Raw genomic sequence first — 20,554 nt, forward strand, 5'->3', positions numbered from 1 at the left:
TAACAAGCGTTAGTATTTTGTATGAATTCTATGTAATATGGGATTATTCCTTGATTACTTTTTTAGAGATAACATCTTTGTCTGTTCTTATTTCAATGATGTAAATACCCTTGGTGTATGCAGATAAATCTATAGATTCTTTCTCACTGTTGATCACTCCATTCTGTAATTTTTTGCCGGAAAGATCATAAATTACGAAAGTAGACTTTTTAGGGGCTTTCAGTATATTTACTATATCTTTTGTAATGGTTGGTGCTATTGCGATACCGCTTAATGCATTGGTTTCGCTGGTTCCTAAAACAGGTTGCGTCTGGCCTGTAGCTATAATAGAATAGTTTTGAGGAGCATTGGCACCGGCATTGTTTTTTAAGGTTCCTTTGTTGGTAATCTCAATTCGGTAAGTTCTGCCTGCTACCGGATTATTTATCATCACTTGTTCCACATTATCTACTGTATTATCTGCCTTTGTTGCAGGTGTCATTGGAGAAGTAGCATTCAGTTTCCAAGGGTAATAGATTGTATTGTTTGTTGTATCTATAATCCTTAAATCTAAATCGTTCACCAATCTTGAAGATCTGTTGTTGTAAGCTTGTGCCCATGTTAGGTTGGCAGGAATAACATATTCAGGATCAATCCATGATATAGTAACTTTTAAAGGCTCACTGCCTGATGCTACAATATTCTTTGTGTTTGGAGTACCGCTGGTTAATGTTTCGTTATTAAAAATAACAGTATTATTAGCTTTTCCTACTAATAATTCAGCACCTTTTTTAGCATTGATGTATCCCCATCCAAACCATGGATCTGGACCTACATTCCCTGCTTCTGAAGCTGAATGAATCATTAACGTTTTTGCACTTGCAGCATTTAATAACTGGTTTGAAAAAAGGTCTTTGTTGATTTGAGTCCATAGGCCGATAACGCCGGTTACTACTGGCGCGGAATAAGAAGTACCACTTCCGTAGCTATATAATGTACTGCCAACAGTATCTTCTGCTGTAGCGGCAGAAAATACATCAGTACCTGTAGTTGAAATATCTGGTTTGATTCCTCCGTCATCTCTTGGTCCTGCACTGCTATAGTCAGAATGAACAACATCAGAAGCAGTAGTATATTTAAAGTTATTGGTAGAAATTACATCCGTAGCTCCAACAACGATAATGTTTTTGGCTAAAGATCCAGGTCCGATACAATCAGCTCCATTGCTACAGTTTGTTGTAGGAAGTGTATCTGTTGCAGCAAACTGAACTTGGACACCATTATCATCGGTATAATATTTAGGAAAAGCAGATGTTCCTGGATAATCAGGTCCGTAACCAAAATAATTACCAGAAGATTTCACAATAATATAAGAAGGGTTATTATATACAATCTGATCATAGTTTTGATCTTGACTGAAATAAGTCCCCTGCAAATCCATAGAAGTAGAAGGGCTTTCAAAAACACCTGGCCAAACCCATGCATTTGCACCATTTACAGTTTTAACATCCCAACCTTGATTGGTCCCATATGAGTGATTAGACAAATTAGGCTGGGCAACAAGTATTTTTTGAAATACAGTACTTGTTGTAGTATTACCAGGTAATGTAGTGGTTGCAAATCTATAAGAATCCATTGTAGAATTGATAGCAATTCCTCTTGTGTTTCCACTAAGGCCGCCTCCACTTACATTGATACCTCTACCACCGATAAAGCTTGCTACCCCTGTTGAGTGTGCACTGTATATATTAGTATCTGCTTCTTTGTTTGTGATTCTTCCAGCGGCATTATCAAATGCTGGATGAGCAGCGTAAATCCTTCCTCCGTCAAAAATAGTATATTTAATACCTTCACCATTATAAGCGTTGGTTAATCCTACTACACCACCTGCTGTATTGAGGTTGTCAGCATTAGCATTCAAAACTTGTCTGTTATCTTCGTTTTGATAAAAGTACGGCTTGCCATTTGGAGTAAATCCGGCTAAATTACTTCTTTGTTCTTCAATTTCTTTTAAAGTCTCTGAAGATCTGTCTGCTCCGTAATGCTTTGAAACATAAGAGTCAAACTTTGCAGCATTCTCCTTGTTTTGTTTTTCAAACTCTCTTTTTAATCCCTCATTGTTTTGCGCACTTAATAATGTTATTGCCAAAGTGCCGACCAAAAGTAAATGTTTCTTCATAATGGTTAGTGAAATATTAAAATTTATAAGTCAACAAATATATATTAAAATATTGAAATTGACTTGTTTGTAATATAAATTATTTGTTGTTTTATTATAACTTAAATATATTTTTATTTGTTTTTGGTTAAATAGTTATTTTTTGGATGTTTTTTTATTTTATGAATCTGAAAAGGAGGTCTGAAAATGAAACTTTTATTACTGCTAGAACGGAATTATGGTGCCAATTATTAAAAAAAATGAAGTAACTTTACATTCTCTTTTTTAAAAAAGTTAGAAACTAATATGTATTTAATTTTTGACACAGAAACAACCGGCTTACCTAAAAATTTCAATGCACCGCTTTCAGATTCCGATAACTGGCCAAGAATGGTCCAGATTGCATGGCAGGTCCATGATGATGAAGGTAATTTAATTGAAAACCAGGATTATATAATAAAGCCTGAAGGATATGATATTCCCTTCAATGCTGCAAGAATTCACGGAATTACCACCAAAATTGCCAATGAAGAAGGACGGGACCTACAAGAGATCTTGGAAGAGTTTTCTAAAGTTCTAGACAGGGTAAGAGTAGTATCCGGGCACAACGTAGAATTCGATTACAACATTGTAGGAGCAGAATTTTACAGAAAAAATTTAAAAGACAATCTTCAGGATAAGCCTAAAGCCGATACAATGGTTTTAGGCACAGACTACTGTAAACTTGGTGGTGGTAGAGGAGGAAGATATAAATCTCCGAAACTGGAAGAGCTGTACGAAAAACTTTATGGTCACAAATTTGATGAAGCCCACAATGCTGCTGCCGACGTAAATGCAACTGCCCGCGTATTCTTTGAAATGATGAGAATAGGCGTGATCCCTGCCGAAGTACTGAAGACTACCGAAGATCAGCTGGCCTATTTTAAAACACTTTATCCGGACCCGATAAAGCCGTTTAATATTGTTATCAGAAGACAGGTTGCAGAATTTAATAATAAGAAAAAGCAGTCTGATTTTGGAAGTATTGATGAAATTGATATTGGGAAATATTTCAATTTTAACAGTCACAGTGTTTTTTCTACATTAATGGCTACTTCAAGTATTAATGATCTGATCAAAAAAGCTTCTGATGAAAACTTCCCGGCTGTAGGAATGGTGGATATCGGAAATATGATGGGTGCCTTTAAATTTGTTTCCGCAGTAGAATCTGCCAATTCAGACAGATCGAAAAAACATAAGGAATTTCTTGCAAAGAAACAGGAAGCAGAAGAAAATGCAACTGAATTTACGGAACAGGAACCTGTTTCAGCGCCGCTTATTCCTGTTGTAGGGTGTGAATTTTATATTTCAGACCGGTACGAGCAAAAGCAGTTTACAAAAGATGATCCCGACAGAAGAACCCAGGTAGTCCTTTTGGCAAAGGATTTTAACGGCTATAAAAATCTGGCTAAACTTTCGAGTATAGGATTTTTAAAAGGGTTTTATTTTGGAGTTCCAAGGATCAGCAGAGCGCTTATCGCTGAATATAAAGAAGGATTGATTGCTTTGACCTCCGGGATTTTAGGAGATATCCCGGATGCCATTCTTAATACCGGGGAACAAAAAGGAGAGGAACTCTTCAAATGGTGGAAAGATACTTTCCAAGATGATTTCTATGTACAGCTTCAAAATCATAACTTGCCCGAGGAAGAGCATTTAAATGAAGTTTTACTGTATCTGGCAGACAAATACAATACTAAGATACTTGCCCAGAACGAAACGTTCTATACCCATAAAGATGATGCGAATATCCAGGATATCGTTAGCTGTATCAAGGATGGAGAGAAATTAGCTACCCCTGTAGGAAAAGGCTTCGGAAAACGGAGGGGACTTACCACAGGAGAGTATTATATTAAAAACAGTGATGAAATCAAAGAAGCATTCAGGGCTTATCCTGATGCTTTTGAAGCCTACGACGAATTTCTTGCAAAATTTAGCCCATATACCTTAAAAAGAGATGTTCTCCTTCCTAAATTTGATATTCCGGGAGAATTCATTCACGCAGAAGATGCTACGGACGGAGGAAAAAGAGGAGAGATGGCTTACCTTACACACTTAACATATGAAGGGGCAAGAAAAAGATATACCGAAATCACAGAAGAAATTAAAGAACGTCTGGACTTTGAGCTTGATGTAATTGCCAACACCGGTTATCCGGGCTACTTCCTTATTGTACAGGATTTCTGTAACGAAGCCCGCAATATGGGGGTTTGGGTTGGTCCCGGCAGGGGATCTGCTGCAGGATCTGCAGTAGCTTACTGTATAGGAATTACTAATGTTGATCCCATTAAATATGATCTCCTTTTTGAGAGATTCCTGAATCCGGAAAGGGTCTCAATGCCCGATATTGATATTGACTTTGATGATGAAGGACGTGACAGGATCATTAAATGGGTAATTGAAAAATACGGACAAAACCAGGTAGCACAGATCATTACCTATTCGGTTTTAGGTGGTAAATCGGCCATTAAAGATGCCGGAAGAGTGTTGGATCTTCCGATTCCGGATACGAATAATATAGCAAAACTGATTCCTGCCAGTCCGGGAATGAATATTGCCAAAGCTTTAGCTAAATATGATAAGCTGAAGCCTGAAGAGCAGATGCTGGTGGATGAAATGAGAATGGTTCTGGGCAATCCTGATGATCCGCGCTTCAATGTATTGGCAAGTGCCAAGAAAATGGAAGGCTGTATCAGAAATACGGGAATTCATGCCTGTGGGGTAATCATCACACCTGAAGATGTAAGTAACCTTGTTCCGATAACGATTGCGGCAAAAGATGCCGATATTTTGGTTTCCCAGTTTGACAACTCCGTAGCGGAAAGTGCAGGACTTCTGAAAATGGACTTCCTGGGTCTTCGTACCCTGACGATCATTAAAGATGCGATGAAGCTGGTTAAACAAAGGCATAATATAGATCTTGATCCGGACGAGATTCCGCTTGATGATACAAAAACATATCAGCTGTTTAAAGAAGGAAGAACCATTGGGATTTTCCAGTATGAAAGCCCGGGAATGCAGAAATATATGAGAGAGCTTAAACCTACCGTTTTTGCCGATCTTATTGCCATGAACGCACTTTACCGTCCCGGTCCTATCAAATATATCCCGAACTTTATCAACAGGAAGCATGGAATTGAAGAAATCGTTTACGACTTACCTGAAACTGAGGAATATTTAAAAGAAACCTACGGAATTACCGTTTACCAGGAGCAGGTAATGCTTTTGTCACAGAAGCTGGCCAATTTTACCAAAGGTGAAGCCGATACGCTGAGAAAAGCGATGGGTAAAAAGCAGATTGATGTTCTGAATAAAATGTATCCGAAATTCATTGAAGGAGGTAAGAAAAACAACCTTGATGAAGACCGTTTAAATAAAATATGGAATGACTGGAAGGCTTTTGCAGAATATGCCTTTAACAAGTCTCACTCTACCTGTTATGCACTGATTGCCTATCATACCGCTTATCTGAAAGCCAATTATCCGGCTGAATATATGGCGAGTGTAATGAGTAATAACATTAACAATACAGATTCCATTACCATGTTTATGGAAGACTGTAAAAGCATCGGGGTAGATGTTTTAGGGCCGGATGTGAATGAATCCCAGTATAAATTCTCGGTAAACGAGAAAGGACAGATCCGTTTTGGCCTTGGAGCCATTAAAGGAATAGGGGAAGGACCGAGTGAAGCTATTACAAGAGAGAGAGCTAACGGAAGATTCAAAAATATTTATGATTTCTTTGAAAGAATCCAGCCTTCACAGATGAATAAAAGAGTGGCGGAAAGCTTAGTACTGGCCGGGGCTTTTGACGAACTGGGCTCCTACCACAGAGGTCAGTATTTTGACATTGATATGGCCGGAAAAACCAATCTTGAACGATTGATCCGGTACGGGCAGAGCTTCCAGGAAAGCAAAAATGAAATGGAGCACTCACTTTTCGCAGATTTTGCAGATGAAGTGCAGATTGAGCAGCCTAAACTGCTGCCGTGTCCCGAATGGCCTAATATGCACAAGCTTAATAAAGAAAAGGAAATTATCGGCTTCTATCTGTCTGCCCATCCGCTGGATGAATTCAAATATCAGTTCCAGTTTATGCAGGGCAGGCTTTCCAAAAAAAGTGTACTTGAAAAAGAAGAGGAAAAACCAATTACCGATGAAGTTCCTGTTTTAGAGAAAGATTCCCTGGATGAAACGGTGGATCTTATAGAAATTGTTTCCGATGAAATGTCCATAGTAGATGAAGAAATCATAGAAGAAGTGACTAAAAAAGCCGAGCCGAAGGGTAATTTTATGTTTTTGAATCTGGATGAGGTGGATGCCTACAAAGAGCAGGCTTTTTCCAATAAGCAGGAAGAGCTCTTTGAGGAAAAAAAGAAAGACTGGAAAACAGTTCAGAAAGAAAGAGAGAATGGTGGTGGCGGTAAAGAATACACGGTAGCCGGGCTGATCACGGAGTATAGAGTACAGGACGGATTCAGGAGTGGTGAAAAAGTAGCTTTTGTTACGTTGGAGGATTATTCAGGATCCTATTCTTTCAGGCTGGGAGACAGGGATTATATGCGTCTGAAGGAGAAATTGGAAGTCCAGAGATTCGTTATTTTTAAAATAAAATTTGCACAGGTGAAGGACGGAAGGGTTTTTGTGAACGTAAATGAGGTGATTGAACTTCAGGAAGCTTTTGAAAGATTCGCCAAAAGCATATCTCTCGTAATGGATGTAATGGATGTCCGCCCTGAAGATCTTGACTTTTTCAGAACGGTTCTCGACCGGAATAAAGGAAATCAGAAGCTTAAATTCTTTATTAAAAATATAGAAGACGATTCGCAGATTGAAGTTCAGTCCATGAAACATTCCGTAGATCTGAATGGTGATCTGATTAAGGAAATTCAGCTTCTTAATAAATATGAGTTTTATTTGAACTAAATATCTGCAAAACAGATAATTTGAAGTGGCTCTTTGAGCCACTTTTTTGCTTATATTAATGATAAGTTAATATTTGTTTAATATTAGTTTTATTGATCTTTAGTACCACATGAAAAAATATCTCAAGTTGAGATTGGGGAATTAAAATATTGAAAATCATTTGATTAAATACAATTCATTAATTGTTGAATTGTTGAAAAAAATTAAATAACCGTTTGATTATTTGCATGTATTTAGTTGTTTGTTTAGTTATTATTTAGAAAATTATCAAAAATTTTGATATTAATTGAATATTTTTTCTACATTTACTGCCTAATTTTAATTTTACTACGTATGAAAAAACTATTTCTACTCTTTTCAATTTTGACAGGTATGATAACCTGCCAATTGTATCAGGGACAAACTTTCACTGTAAATACGTGTTCAACGAATGTTGATAACATGACGTATTCGGTATTGAGAAGTAACACGACAGCCAATGATAAACAGCGTATGGCTTTTATTATTCCAGCTTCTCAACTGGATAATATCGCTAATGGTACTATCACGTCAACTTACTTTAAAAGAGCAACAGCTTCAGGAAGCTTAAATGCAGGGGCAAACTTTAGAATTTATTTAAAAAACACGACTGCTACAGATTTCGGATCTGGATCTCCGGATTGGGATACTGAAACCGTTTCTGCCACTCTTGTGTATGATTCTAATCCTCAAACTGCGGCAGGAAGTACTGCAGGATATAAGCAATTCCAGCATTCTGCTAATTTTGTTTACACCGCAGGAAGTAACCTTGCTGTTTATACAGAGTATGTACAAACTACTGCTCAGGCGTCAACTATTTATTGGCAGTATGAATACAGCAGTCCATGTATTAATACTTCAAATAGTAATACTACAAAGTATGTAAGTGCAACAGCAGCTTTTGGGGCTACACTTAGTTCATCTAATTATAGAAGACCGGTGATTGCGTTTGATGCTACTGTACCGCCTCCGACAACACCTCCTGCTTGTACAACAATTTCTGCACCTGCAAACGCAGCGACAGGAGTTTCTGTGACACCAACAATTACTTGGGCTGCAACGCCTCTAACTTCTAGTTATGTGATCAACATGGGTACTACACCTGGTGGAACCGATATTATGAACGGAGTAGATGTAGGAAACGTAACATCATATGTTATTCCTGCTGCAACACCATTGTCATATTTAACACAGTATTATGTAACGGTGATGCCTAAAAATGTTGTAGGTATGGCTACGGGTTGTACTGAGAATACATTTACAACTTTGGCAATGCCTTGTCCAAGTGTAAGTTCACCTGCTGCTGCTGCAACGGGAGTTTCTACAATCCCTACAATTTCTTGGGGAGCGGTTTCAGGAGCTACAGGATATAGACTTACTATGGGTACAACTTCCGGAGGTACAGATGTTTTAAATAATATAGATTTGGGTAATGTAACTTCATATACATTTGCTTCTGCTTTGACTCCATCTACTATGTATTATTATACTGTTACATCTTATAATGCATCTGCAAACTCGGGAACGTGTACTGTAAGATCATTTACAACAACTGCAACAGCTCCGCCTGCAAACGATAATTGTGGAGGTGCTATTGGTTTAACAGTTAATCCGGATCTAGCTTGTGGAGCTACAACAGCTGGCAATACACTAGGTGCATCTTTATCTATTGCAGCCACGCCTTGTAACGGAAATCCTGATGATGATGTTTGGTATAGTTTCGTAGCAACTGCTGCTTCACATATTGTTGCATTATCAAATGTAGTTTCAACAGGAACAACTTCAGCTTCGGATATGTATTTTCAAGTATTAAGCGGAGTGTGTGGTTCTCAGACCAGTGTTTTATGTTCAGATCCTAACACAGCTACTGTAAGTGGTTTAACTCCGGGACAAACATATTATATAAGGGTATATACGTATTCTGGTGCAGGATACAATACTAGTTTCAATATCTGTGTTGGAACACCTCCGCCGCCACCGGCAAATGATAACTGTGCAAACCCGACTCCTTTAACGGTAGGAGGTACATTCGGTGCTAATGCAATTACGGCTACAAATGTTGGTTCCACTGCTGATGGTACAGCACAATCTTGCCAGACAAGTGCTACTAATAACGTTTGGTATTCTGTAGTGGTTCCGGCCTCTGGAACATTGAAAGTTGAAACAAATTCAGTTGCAGGTTCTACTTATACGGATTCAATTATAAATGTATTCAGTGGAGCATGTGGATCATTAACAGCTGTAGCTTGTGATGATGATAGTTCTGCAGATGGTAACTTCTCATTGGTTACATTAACAGGTCAGACTCCTGGAGCTACCTTATTGGTAAGCGTTTGGAGATATTCTTCAGGAGCAGGTACAGACGGAAAATTCCAAATCTCTGCTTACGATGCATCACTTTTAGCAACTTCAGAAGTTTCGGGAGCTAAAAATGAACTTAAAGCATATCCGAATCCTTTTGCAGATGTCTTAAATATTTCAGATATCTCTAAAGTGAAATCAGTATCCATTGTTGATCTTGCCGGAAGAGTTGTAAAAACAATCGATAACCCTTCTTCAGCTCTTCAGTTAGGAGATTTGAAACAAGGAATGTATCTTGTAACTTTAAACATGAAAGACGGATCAAAACAAACGATCAAAGCAATTAAGAAATAAATCTTATTTGATCATAATTAAGTATAATAGCAGCCGAAAGGCTGCTATTTTTTATGAAATAGAGCTATTCTGTTTTCGTTTAAATCTATCTCCGGTTTAGTCCGGGAGAGGATGTATTGAATAATCTGAATATGAAAATTAGATCCAGCCAAATCATAAAAGTAATTTAAAAAATTAGTATTGATGATCTGGTTTAACCTGAGTTAAGGGTAAGAAAATACTTGAAACCGATTTTATATACTGCCAAGGTAAGAAAAGAACATTTTCCGGTATGTAGGATACAATGTCATTTCATTCAGCAAAGAAATACTAAATATTTCCTGTGTACTGCTTATTTATTTATAAGTGAAACGGTTTTGTTTAACTTAAAAATCAACTGAATGATTGGTAAATCTTTGTCTATCAATGTGTTTATTTTTAGTCTTTATTCCTAATTCAGATTATTTTACTGAAACGACATTATAGCTGTCAATTTTTCTTTTAAAAAAAGTATTATTATGTTTTTTTCATTAAATTTGTTAAAAATGTAAAATAATATTATATGAAAAAGTTTTTACTTGCGAATTTATTAATGATCAGTACATGTGCGTTTGCTCAGACCTATTGTACACCTGAATTTTTATACGGATGCAGCGGTGGAGATATGATTGATAGCTTTACCATTCCGTCAGCGGGATTTAGCGACCTTGATACAGATTGCTCCCAGGATGGATATGGAGATTATACTGCTCAGACTATTGACGTAAATGCAGGTGTTGTTTACCCTTTCTCCATTACTCATAATTATGGCAGTCAAAACGTACGTATCTGGATTGATTTTGATAATAACGGAACCTTTGATGATGCTGCACCGGAACTGGTAGCTGAAGCTTCCAGCGGGGATGAAGCGTTTACCAATGGCTTGATGTCAATCCCATCAACAGTTACACCCGGATCTTATCGTATGAGAGTAGGAGACCGATATTCAGTCCAGCCCCAACCTTGTGATAATACGGGTGGCTATGGTGAGGTACATGATTATACTGTAATGGTAGGAGCTGTTCCAAGCTGTCTCGCTCCAAATAATTTATCATCAGGCAGTGTTACAGCGAATTCGGCCTCTATCTCCTGGACAGCTCCCACCAGTACCGTTGGAGTAGGTTATGAATATTATTATTCTGAAACGGATACATTACCAACAAGTGCTACTGTAGCTACAGGAAGTGTAGGAGCATCTGCTTTATCGGCTACGTTATCTCTAACTTCTGCCACTACTTATCACGTATGGGTAAGATCTGTATGCAGTGCCACTGATAGAAGCGCATGGTCTCTGGGAACATCATTTACCACTGACTGTGCGGTTGTAGTACCTGTAAATACTTATACCAATGATTTTTCCACATTCCCGGGAAATTGCTGGGAACAGGCTTCAGGTGGAGATGCTAGCACAGGGCCTGATGATACAGGAGAATTATGGTTTTACGGGGACTTCCTGAATGCCGGGGATGGTAACAAAGCTGCTAAAATAAATCTTTATTATGATCAAACTAAAGCTTGGCTAAAGACTGTACCTTTCAATCTTTCAGCAGGAGGATACAGGGTTAAGTTTGACTATGGACTTACAGCATATTTCAATACTGATCCTTCCGCTATGGGATCTGATGATATTATTCAGTTCTTAGTATCTGGTGACGGAGGAGCTACATGGACGGCGCTTCAGACATGGGATGCATCGAACGCACCATCCAATACTTCTACAACGTATTCTTTTGATTTAGCAAATTATACAGGAGCCAATACAATTTTTGCATTTTATGCTTCCGAAGGTGATGTAAATGATACTGAAGATTATGAATTCTTCGTTGATAATTTTAAAATAGAATCTGCAAATCTGGCAACATCTGAAGTTTCCAAAGCAAAAGAAACTATTAAGGCATATCCAAATCCTTTCACTGATGTATTGAATATTTCAAAAGCAGAACTGGTAAAATCGGTTTCTATTTCTGATGTTTCCGGACGATTGGTGAAAACTATTGAAAATCCATCTTCTGCTCTTCATTTAGCAGATCTGAAACAAGGATTGTATTTCGTTACTTTAAATATGAAAGACGGTTCCAGACAGATGATCAAAGCGATCAAAAAATAAGAATAAATAATACATTTATACTAAGAAAGACGGCAATATTGCCGTCTTTCTTATATTTACCTATCTACTATTACGATCACTTATCGGGTATGGGCTGTATATCACCTGTATTCATATGCTCAAAGACAGTCGGGAAAAACATTACAAGTACAAAATAAATAATGATCATTAATACGATTAAAGAGAAAAGGATAATGACCAGACTGTTCGGCTTATTTTTCTTTTGTGGTTCCATGATTTTTATGGTATTTGGTTAATAGATTAATATCAATACCAAATACTAAGCTAATTTCTTGCCACACTGTTTGCAGTATCTGGCATCATCATCTATATCTTCATTCCCGCACTGTTCACAGATCTTTTCCAGGTTCTGTCTTTTATTGCGCATCTCTGCCGTTACAATTCCTGTAGGGACTGCGATAATGGAATAACCTGCAAGCATTAAAATAACCGCGAAAAATTTACCCATCGGTGTGATGGGAGACACATCTCCATAACCAACTGTAGTCACCGTAACCACAGCCCAGTAAATAGCCTGCGGAATAGTTTCAAAGCCCGGTCTTCCGCCTTCCACCATAAACATGAGCGACCCCACGATCACTGAAAAAATAATCAGGAACAAAAGGAAAATATAGATCTTTCTGGAGCTGTTCTTTAAGGCACGGACGATGAGGTAGCCGTCATTCATAAAATCCAGTAGATTGAAGATCCTGAAAATCCTCAGCATTCTCAGCATCCTGAATATCAGGAAGTATTTTGTAACAGGAAAAAAGAAACTCAGGTAAAAGGGAACCAGCGCAAGGAAATCGATGATCCCGAAAAAGCTGAAAATGTAATTTTTTTTATTCTTTAAAACACTGATCCGCATCCAGTATTCAGCTGTGAAAAAAATAGAAATGACCCACTCAAGGATCAGAAATGTATAATGGAACCTTTTGTCTAGCTGGGGTACACTCTCCATCATAATAATGGCGGTGCTTATAAGGATCAGAGATAATAATGTGATGTCAAATAACTTTCCGAGCTTAGTATCGGCCCGGTAGATAATCCTGTAAAGAAATCTTTTCCAAAGCTTGTCTTCGGGAACAAGATTATGTTCTCTTTCCATTTTTTAATGTTTTTTAAAATTAACAAATTATCGTTATTTTCGTAGCAAACATACAGAATAAAATGACAATAAGCGAAGTAATTTCAAAAATAGAAAACCGTATTCCTCTGCAGCAGGCAGAAGATTTTGACAACGTGGGACTGCTGTGCGGAATTCCGGACCGAAATGTCAGCGGCATACTGGTATGCCATGATGCACTTGAAAATGTTATAGATGAGGCCATTCAGAAAAACTGTAACCTGGTTGTATGTTTTCATCCCATTATTTTTTCAGGATTAAAATCTCTGACTGGGAAGAATTATGTAGAAAGAGCAGTACTAAAGGCCATTGAAAATAAAATTGCCATTTATGCCATACACACGGCATTTGATAATGATTTCTTTGGGGTAAACCATCAAATATGCAGCCAGCTGGGATTAAAAGATCTGAAAATCCTTCAGCCTAAAAAAAATAATTTGAAACAGCTGAGCGTCTTTGTACCCAAAGATTATTCGGGAAAGGTAAAAGAAGCGCTGTTTGATGCAGGAGCGGGGAATATAGGCTTTTATGACGAATGCAGTTTTACTTTGAGCGGAAATGGAACATTCAGACCGGTTGAAGGTTCAAACCCATTCTCCGGGCAGCGGAATATCCGTGAAAATGCGGATGAAGATATGATCTCCGTTATTTTTGAAGACTATAAAAAAGGAAAAATCATTTCAGCAATGAAGGCTGCGCACCCTTATGAAGAAGTGGCTTATCAGATATACCAGCTGGATAATGAGAACCAGTATTCAGGTTTGGGAATGTATGGCGATTTTGAGGAAGGAATCGATGAACAGGATTTTTTAAAGCTGGTGAAAGAGAAATTCAGTCTGGAAGTTATCAAACATTCTGATTTTACCCGTAAAAAAATAAAAAGAGTAGGGGTTCTGGGTGGCTCCGGAGCCGGAGGAATAAGGTCTGCTATGGCTCAGAAATGTGATGCTTATCTCACCGGAGATATCAAATACCACGACTATTTCCTGTCAGAATCCAAAATGCTGATCTGTGACATAGGGCATTATGAATCAGAACAATTCGTTACTCAACAATTATTTGAAATTTTATCACAAAAATTTAGTACATTTGCAATTTCAAAATCTATTGAAAAAACCAACCCAGTAAATTATTTCATTTAAATATGGCAAAAACCAACGATATTTCAGTTGAAGAAAAATTAAGAGCTTTATACGATTTGCAGATCATTGATTCAAGATTGGATGAAATCCGAAATACCAGAGGAGAATTGCCAATTGAAGTTGAGGATCTTGAAATTGAGATCGAAGGACTTGAAAAAAGAGCTGAAAAATTTCATGCAGAGATCAAAGATCAGGATGACCAGATCAAAACAAAACATGAAGTGATTAACCATGCAAAAACGTTAATTGAAAAATACAAATCTCAGCAGGATAATGTAAGAAACAATAAAGAGTTTGAAGCATTAGGAAAAGAAATGGAATTCCAGGATCTGGAAATTCAGCTTGCTGAAAAAAGAATTAAAGAATTCGGAGTTAAAATTGCTCACAAAAATGAAACGTTAAGCGAACTTAACGAGAAAATCAGTGACCTGAAAAACCATTTAAAATTCAAAAAAGAAGAATTGGATGGTCTTGTATCTGAAACTAAAAAAGAAGAAGAGTACTTAATAGAGCAGTCTAAAGAGTATGCCAGCAAAATTGACGAAAGATTGCTTGCTTCATATAACAGGATCAGAAGGAGCTCTCCCAACGGATTGGCTGTTGTAGGATTGGAAAGAGGAGCACCGAAAGGGTCGTTCTTCACTATTCCTCCTCAGAAGCAGATGGAAATTGCTCAGAGAAAGAAAATCATCATCGATGAGCACTCCGGAAAAATTCTTGTAGATGACGAATTGGTAATGGAAGAAAACGAAAGAATGAAATCTGTAATTAAATTCTAATTGCAATTCAAAATAATAAAAATGTGCTTCAGAAATGAAGCACATTTTTTATTGTGTAAAAGTAAAATAAGCTGCTTCATTTCCGAAACAGCTTATTGCATTTTATTCGTGATGTTCGTACATTTTGTTGTACAGATCCATAAATTTCTCTTTTATTGCTTTTCTTTTAAGCTTTAAAGTAGGAGTAAGCAGTCCTGTATCAATGGCCCATACTTCAGGGGTCAGCTCAATTTTTTTGATCTTTTCCCAGTTTCCGAGATGCTCATTGATGCTTTCTATTTCCTTTTCAATTCTTTCTTTCAATTCAGGGCTTTTTGCAATTTCTGCAGGGGTGGAACCTATATTTATATTGTTCCTCATTGCCCAGCTTTTAGCAAACTCAAAGTCAGGCTGTACCAGTGCACACGGCATCTTTTCGCCATCTCCAACCACCATAATCTGCTCAATAAACTTGGAAGCTTTTGCCTGGTTTTCAATCGTTTGCGGGGCAATGTATTTTCCGCCTGATGTTTTAAACATTTCCTTCTTACGGTCAGTGATCTGAAGGAATCCTTCACTGTCGATATGCCCGATGTCTCCTGTTTTGAAAAAGCCATCTTCGGTAAAAGTTTCTCTCGTCATTTCTTCAGCTTTAAAATACCCTTTGAAAACAGAGGGGCCTTTTACCGTGATTTCACCGTCTTCCTGGATCTTTACCTGCAGATTATCCAATGGTCTGCCGACGGTACCGATCTTCATCTTATCAAAACTGTTTACAGAAATAACCGGTGAAGTTTCGGTTAAACCGTATCCTTCTAAGATAGGAATTCCGGCATTCTGGAACATCAGGTTTAATCTTGTGGACAAGGCTGCAGAACCGGAAACCAAAGTGATGATTTCTCCGCCCAGTCCTTCTCTCCATTTAGAAAATACCAGTTTATCAGCAATGATTCCCTGTAATCCTGAAGGTTTGGAGATTTCTTTTTTCTTGCTGATTAAATTTAAAGCCCAGAAGAATATTTTTGATTTTATTCCGCCGGCTGAAGAACCTGTGTTGTAGATCTTATCATATACTTTTTCCACCAGTCTGGGCACAACACTCATATAATGGGGTTTTACTTCTTTTACATTTTCCCCCATTTTATCAATGCTTTCAGCGAAATAAATAGAAAAGCCATTGTACTGGAAAAGATAAAAAAGCATCCTTTCGAAAATATGACAGATAGGAAGGAAGCTCAACACCCTTGTATCCTTGTAATCCAGGCTTTTTTTCTTGGGGATTCTTGGAACGGAGCCCAATACATTGGATACAATATTGTGATGGGTAAGCATCACGCCTTTTGGTTTCCCCGTGGTTCCTGAAGTATAAATAATGGTAGCCAGATCCTCGGAATTAATGGCATTGGAAAGATCTTCCACCTCGGTCTGGGTGGAATCGTCCTCACCAAGATCCAGAATTTCTTTCCAGTTGGCAGCTCCGCTGATATTGTCGAAAGTAAAAATTCCCTGTAGTGAAGGGATGTTGTGTTTTACCTTCATCACTTTGCCAAGCAGTTCCTTATCAGATACAAAGCAATACTGTATTTCAGCATTATTGAATATAAATTCATAATCTTCAGCAGAAATACTCGGATAAACGGGAACGGAAACTACACCGATCTGGGACAGTCCAAAATCCATAACAGCCCATTCCGTGCGGGAATTGGTAGTGATAAGAGCAATCTTGTCTCCGGGTTTTATCCCCAGTTTCAAAAGTCCCCTGGATATTTTATTTCCCTGACTGATAAACTCCAGCGTTGAAGTTTTTTTCCATTCACCCTGATATTTCGTTACAAACATATCCGTTTTAGGAAATTGATCTAAGGCATAGTATGGAATATCGAATAATCTTTTGATTGTCATGATTTTTTAAGCAATTTTTAAAGAATTTTAAATATAAGCATTTTTTTTAATTGTAGTAATCAGAAATCATCAATCGGGAATTAATTGAATGCCAGCCATAATAAACAGCCGATTTCAGGACTGTCAGCTCAAACTTCAATCCCGCTAATTTTAACTTCAATCTCAACCTTTACATCAGCTTTATTCTAACATTTATCTTTGTCTTTACCGCCCTGAACTTCCTGATATCCGCAACCTACTCCTAATTTCCAATTCTATTTTCAGATTTCGTTAAAAAGTGTAAATTTACGGCTATCTAATTATTATTTTTTATGGACTTTAATTTATCGGAAGAACAGCTGATGATTCAGCAGGCTGCAAGAGATTTTGCACAAAATGAACTATTACCTGGAGTTATTGAAAGAGACCGCGACCAGAAATTTCCTACAGAGCAAGTAAAGAAAATGGGTGAAATGGGCCTTTTGGGAATGATGGTTGATCCTAAATACGGTGGCGCAGGAATGGATAGCGTTTCTTACGTTTTGGCAATGGAAGAGATCGCAAAAATAGATGCTTCCGCAGCTGTGGTAATGTCCGTAAACAACTCTCTGGTATGTGCAGGTCTTGAAAAATTTGCTTCCGAAGAACAAAAAGTAAAATACCTTACTCCTCTTGCTAGCGGAAAGGTAATTGGCGCTTTCGCATTATCCGAGCCTGAAGCAGGTTCTGATGCTACTTCCCAAAAAACAACCGCAGAAGACAAAGGAGATTACTACCTTTTAAATGGTATCAAGAACTGGATCACCAACGGAGGAACAGCTTCTTATTATATTGTAATTGCACAGACAGATCCTGAGAAAAAACATAAAGGAATTAACGCTTTCATCGTTGAAAGAGGATGGGAAGGTTTTGATATTGGCGTGAAAGAAGACAAATTGGGAATCAGAGGAAGTGATACGCATTCTTTGATCTTTAATAACGTTAAAATACCGAAAGAAAACAGAATCGGAGAAGACGGGTTCGGATTCAATTTTGCAATGGCAGTATTGAATGGAGGGAGAATAGGTATTGCTTCTCAGGCTTTAGGTATTGCTGCAGGTGCTTATGAATTGGCTTTGAAATATGCTAAAACAAGAAAAGCTTTTAAAACTGAGATCATCAACCACCAGGTAATTGCATTTAAACTGGCAGATATGGCTACCCAGATCACTGCGGCAAGAATGTTATGTTTCAAAGCTGCGTGCGAGAAAGATGCAGGTAAAGACATTTCTGAAAGCGGTGCAATGGCAAAACTATATGCTTCTCAGGTGGCAATGGATACTACCATTGAAGCCGTTCAGATCCACGGTGGATACGGATACGTGAAAGAATACCACGTGGAAAGAATGATGAGAGATGCGAAGATCACGCAGATCTATGAAGGTACTTCCGAGATCCAGAAAATTGTGATCTCCAGAAGCATCGCAAAATAAATTAAATATAAACACTGCTTATGAAAAAAACTTTGTGGATCAGCCTCGGTGTAATCCTTCTTCTGATAGGGGTAACGGTATGGTATAAATACTATTTCGTCTTTGGGGAAGGGGTGAAGTCCGGCTATCTGAATTATGCCATGAAAAAAGGCTATGTTTTCAAAACGTATGAAGGAAAACTTATCCAGGAAGGTTTTGGAAAAGGAAAGACAGGAACCATTACAAGCTATGAGTTTGAGTTTTCTGTAGAAGATCCTGAAATTTTTAAGCAGCTGGAAACCAACAGCGGCAAAACTTTCGATCTTCATTACAAAGAATACAATGGAGCGCTTCCGTGGAGAGGCAACACAAAGTTTATTGTAGACAAAGTAGTGAACATGAAATAGCGAAAGGCTCCCGATCGGGAGCCTTTCTTTTACAAACCACTTTTATAATATACTTAATTAATCTGAATACGTGATGAATTATGAATATTTAAATATACAAAGAAGAAGCTTTTCAGGGATTTTATTTTTATTAAAATAATATTAAAAAACCTGCCGGTTTGTCCTGTTTATTGGGAATTACCATCAGTTTTTTTCTGTTTTTTCTTCTTGTAGAAATAATATCCTATTCCACCGATCAGGAATAAAGGCCACAGCGGAAGGAGGAAAAGAAACGCAGAAGTGATCACATTCCAGCCCGATGAAACTGCTGCCAGTGATTTATCACCGAAAGTTTTAGGTTCTTTTTCATAATCCGATTTATCCGTAAGGGTTACCGTTATGGTACACAAGGTATTCTCTGAGTAATTGTTTCCGGAAACCTGTATGTTTTTAGTTTCAATATCACCAATGTCGCTCAGATCATCCATTAACCCGTCAAAATTACGGATCGGAACCTTAATATCCATATAATATACTCTTTGGCTGTTTTCTTCGTAAGAAGAGCTTCTGTCAGCGGATTCTGTGGTTATATAGGAAAGCTCTTCGCTTTTTACGTAACCGTTATTTTTTATAGTTTCTTCTTTTACAAGCTGCTTTACCGTTTCTGCGTTGTCAGCTTTTACAGAAAGAAGGCCGGTTTTTACCATTTTATTTTTCAGCTCATAGCTATCGTTTTTTGGCTTGTCTTTATAGATGATTTTGGTTTCTTTGATCACCTTTGGAGCCGGTACATTAACCACGATCTTCTCAGTTTTTTTCTCTGCTGAATCCTTTTTCTCAATTTTAGATTCCAGTTTTGTTGAAGCAATTTTGTCGGTTAAAGAATCTACCATCCTGGAGGTGTTTTCCATTTTCTGCTGAATTTCGCCTTTAGCATCCTCAAAATCTTTTATTCTGATATTGGCCGAATCCAGAACTTTGTCTGTGGTATTACCTATAGAATTGACGGTTTCATTCACTGCAGCAGCAGCACTGTCTGCGGAATGTAAAGTATCTTTTATCCGGGATTCTGTTGTTTCCCCTTTTTTACACATAATAAAAGTGCCCGATACAGCAAGAAGTAATATGAACTTTTTCATAACATTAATTTTTTGATGAAGTAAAATTAGTGGTGAACGGAGGCTATTTTTTGTAAATGGAAAGTAATATTCTGGTAAAGTATTAAACGTTTGAAAATCATTATTTTATATGTGTTTTACAATTGTTTTACAAATTGTTTTTTTTTGTCTTCAGGACAGAAGATGGTGTTGATCAGATTTGTTTGAATAATTAAAGTAAGCAGATATTGAATGTCTCATTTTGAGAATGTTAGTAATTGGAAATGATTGCGGAATAAGAATTTTGTGTCTAAATTTTTTTTATATTTGTTATTATGGGTATATTTATTAAAAGTTTCCTTTTTTTGAATTTTTTCAGCTTTCTGATGATTAATTGTGCTGATTATAAAAATATTACACAGATGAATTATCAGAATGAAAATAAGGATAAGGTAGAATTTACCGAGATCAGGAGACTTAATCTTAAGACTGATCTGAAGGAATATACAGTCATTACTTCTACAAAAGGAATCAAAGAGCTGTATATGAAGCTCAATGATTCAAAATATTCGAGGTCCGCGCCGATACCTGTTTTAGAAGAAGGAGAATATTTTTTGGTTTTAAAACCGAAGCTCAAAAAAATAAAAAACGGCGATATCGAAATTGAAAAACTGGAAACCAACGGTTCAACACTGAATGTTTTTTATAAAGAAATTGAAAACCAGGAATACACAGAAAAAAAACAATCTGATCCCATATTGATCCTGAAAATTATGGACAGTCCTAAAAAAATTAAATTAACCATAAAATAAA

Annotated in this window: 13 protein-coding genes; 8 read left to right on the plus strand and 5 right to left on the minus strand. The window is 37.3% G+C overall.

The window, feature by feature from the left end; all coding sequences use genetic code 11:
* Positions 1-43 precede the first annotated feature (43 nt).
* Positions 44-2,158 carry a S8 family peptidase gene (locus IX38_RS11065; protein WP_034704874.1) on the minus strand — a complete coding sequence of 705 codons (2,115 nt, stop codon included), beginning with the start codon at positions 2,156-2,158 and terminating at the stop codon, positions 44-46.
* A gap of 285 nt (positions 2,159-2,443) precedes the next feature.
* On the opposite strand from IX38_RS11065, the gene dnaE reads away from it, so the two are divergent.
* From dnaE to IX38_RS11080, 3 genes are all read left to right on the plus strand, one after another.
* The gene (gene dnaE / locus IX38_RS11070) at positions 2,444-7,102 is read left to right on the plus strand and encodes a DNA polymerase III subunit alpha (protein WP_034704876.1); all 4,659 of its coding nucleotides are present in this window, start codon (positions 2,444-2,446) and stop codon (positions 7,100-7,102) included.
* A 333-nt stretch (positions 7,103-7,435) separates the two neighbouring features.
* Entirely contained in the window at positions 7,436-9,775 is a 2,340-nt protein-coding gene (locus tag IX38_RS11075) for a T9SS type A sorting domain-containing protein (RefSeq protein ID WP_084680254.1), read from the plus strand.
* Between the two features lie 541 nt (positions 9,776-10,316).
* Positions 10,317-11,900 (plus strand): GEVED domain-containing protein, encoded by a 1,584-nt coding sequence (locus IX38_RS11080; protein ID WP_034704881.1) that lies wholly within the window; start codon positions 10,317-10,319, stop codon positions 11,898-11,900.
* 76 nt (positions 11,901-11,976) lie between these two features.
* Here IX38_RS11080 and IX38_RS22990 read toward each other — a convergent pair whose 3' ends face one another.
* Complete coding sequence (locus IX38_RS22990) at positions 11,977-12,135, minus strand: hypothetical protein (protein ID WP_165570727.1); 159 nt, start codon at positions 12,133-12,135, stop codon at positions 11,977-11,979.
* A 45-nt stretch (positions 12,136-12,180) separates the two neighbouring features.
* Positions 12,181-13,008, minus strand: a complete 828-nt coding sequence (locus tag IX38_RS11085; RefSeq protein ID WP_034704883.1) for an ion transporter — start codon at positions 13,006-13,008, stop codon at positions 12,181-12,183.
* Between the two features lie 62 nt (positions 13,009-13,070).
* On the opposite strand from IX38_RS11085, the gene IX38_RS11090 reads away from it, so the two are divergent.
* Together IX38_RS11090 and IX38_RS11095 are read left to right on the plus strand one after the other, a co-directional pair.
* On the plus strand, positions 13,071-14,168 hold the full coding sequence (locus tag IX38_RS11090) for a Nif3-like dinuclear metal center hexameric protein (protein WP_034704885.1): 1,098 nt from the start codon (positions 13,071-13,073) through the stop codon (positions 14,166-14,168).
* 2 nt (positions 14,169-14,170) lie between these two features.
* Positions 14,171-14,947 carry a zinc ribbon domain-containing protein gene (locus IX38_RS11095; RefSeq protein ID WP_034704887.1) on the plus strand — a complete coding sequence of 259 codons (777 nt, stop codon included), beginning with the start codon at positions 14,171-14,173 and terminating at the stop codon, positions 14,945-14,947.
* A 102-nt stretch (positions 14,948-15,049) separates the two neighbouring features.
* Here IX38_RS11095 and IX38_RS11100 read toward each other — a convergent pair whose 3' ends face one another.
* Complete coding sequence (locus tag IX38_RS11100; RefSeq protein WP_034704889.1) at positions 15,050-16,828, minus strand: AMP-dependent synthetase/ligase; 1,779 nt, start codon at positions 16,826-16,828, stop codon at positions 15,050-15,052.
* A gap of 311 nt (positions 16,829-17,139) precedes the next feature.
* On the opposite strand from IX38_RS11100, the gene IX38_RS11105 reads away from it, so the two are divergent.
* Positions 17,140-18,279, plus strand: a complete 1,140-nt coding sequence (locus IX38_RS11105; protein WP_034704890.1) for an acyl-CoA dehydrogenase — start codon at positions 17,140-17,142, stop codon at positions 18,277-18,279.
* A gap of 20 nt (positions 18,280-18,299) precedes the next feature.
* Positions 18,300-18,665, plus strand: a complete 366-nt coding sequence (locus IX38_RS11110; RefSeq protein WP_034704893.1) for a hypothetical protein — start codon at positions 18,300-18,302, stop codon at positions 18,663-18,665.
* Between the two features lie 167 nt (positions 18,666-18,832).
* Here the strand turns inward: IX38_RS11110 and IX38_RS11115 are convergent, their stop codons facing one another.
* Positions 18,833-19,783 (minus strand): DUF4349 domain-containing protein, encoded by a 951-nt coding sequence (locus tag IX38_RS11115; protein ID WP_034704896.1) that lies wholly within the window; start codon positions 19,781-19,783, stop codon positions 18,833-18,835.
* 380 nt (positions 19,784-20,163) lie between these two features.
* Between IX38_RS11115 and IX38_RS11120 the strand changes: the two genes are divergently transcribed.
* Positions 20,164-20,553: a hypothetical protein gene (locus IX38_RS11120; protein ID WP_131368662.1), complete on the plus strand. Its 390-nt coding sequence runs from the start codon at positions 20,164-20,166 to the stop codon at positions 20,551-20,553.
* Position 20,554: the final 1 nt, after the last annotated feature.

This window comes from Chryseobacterium luteum (assembly GCF_000737785.1).
Taxonomy (GTDB): domain Bacteria; phylum Bacteroidota; class Bacteroidia; order Flavobacteriales; family Weeksellaceae; genus Chryseobacterium; species Chryseobacterium luteum.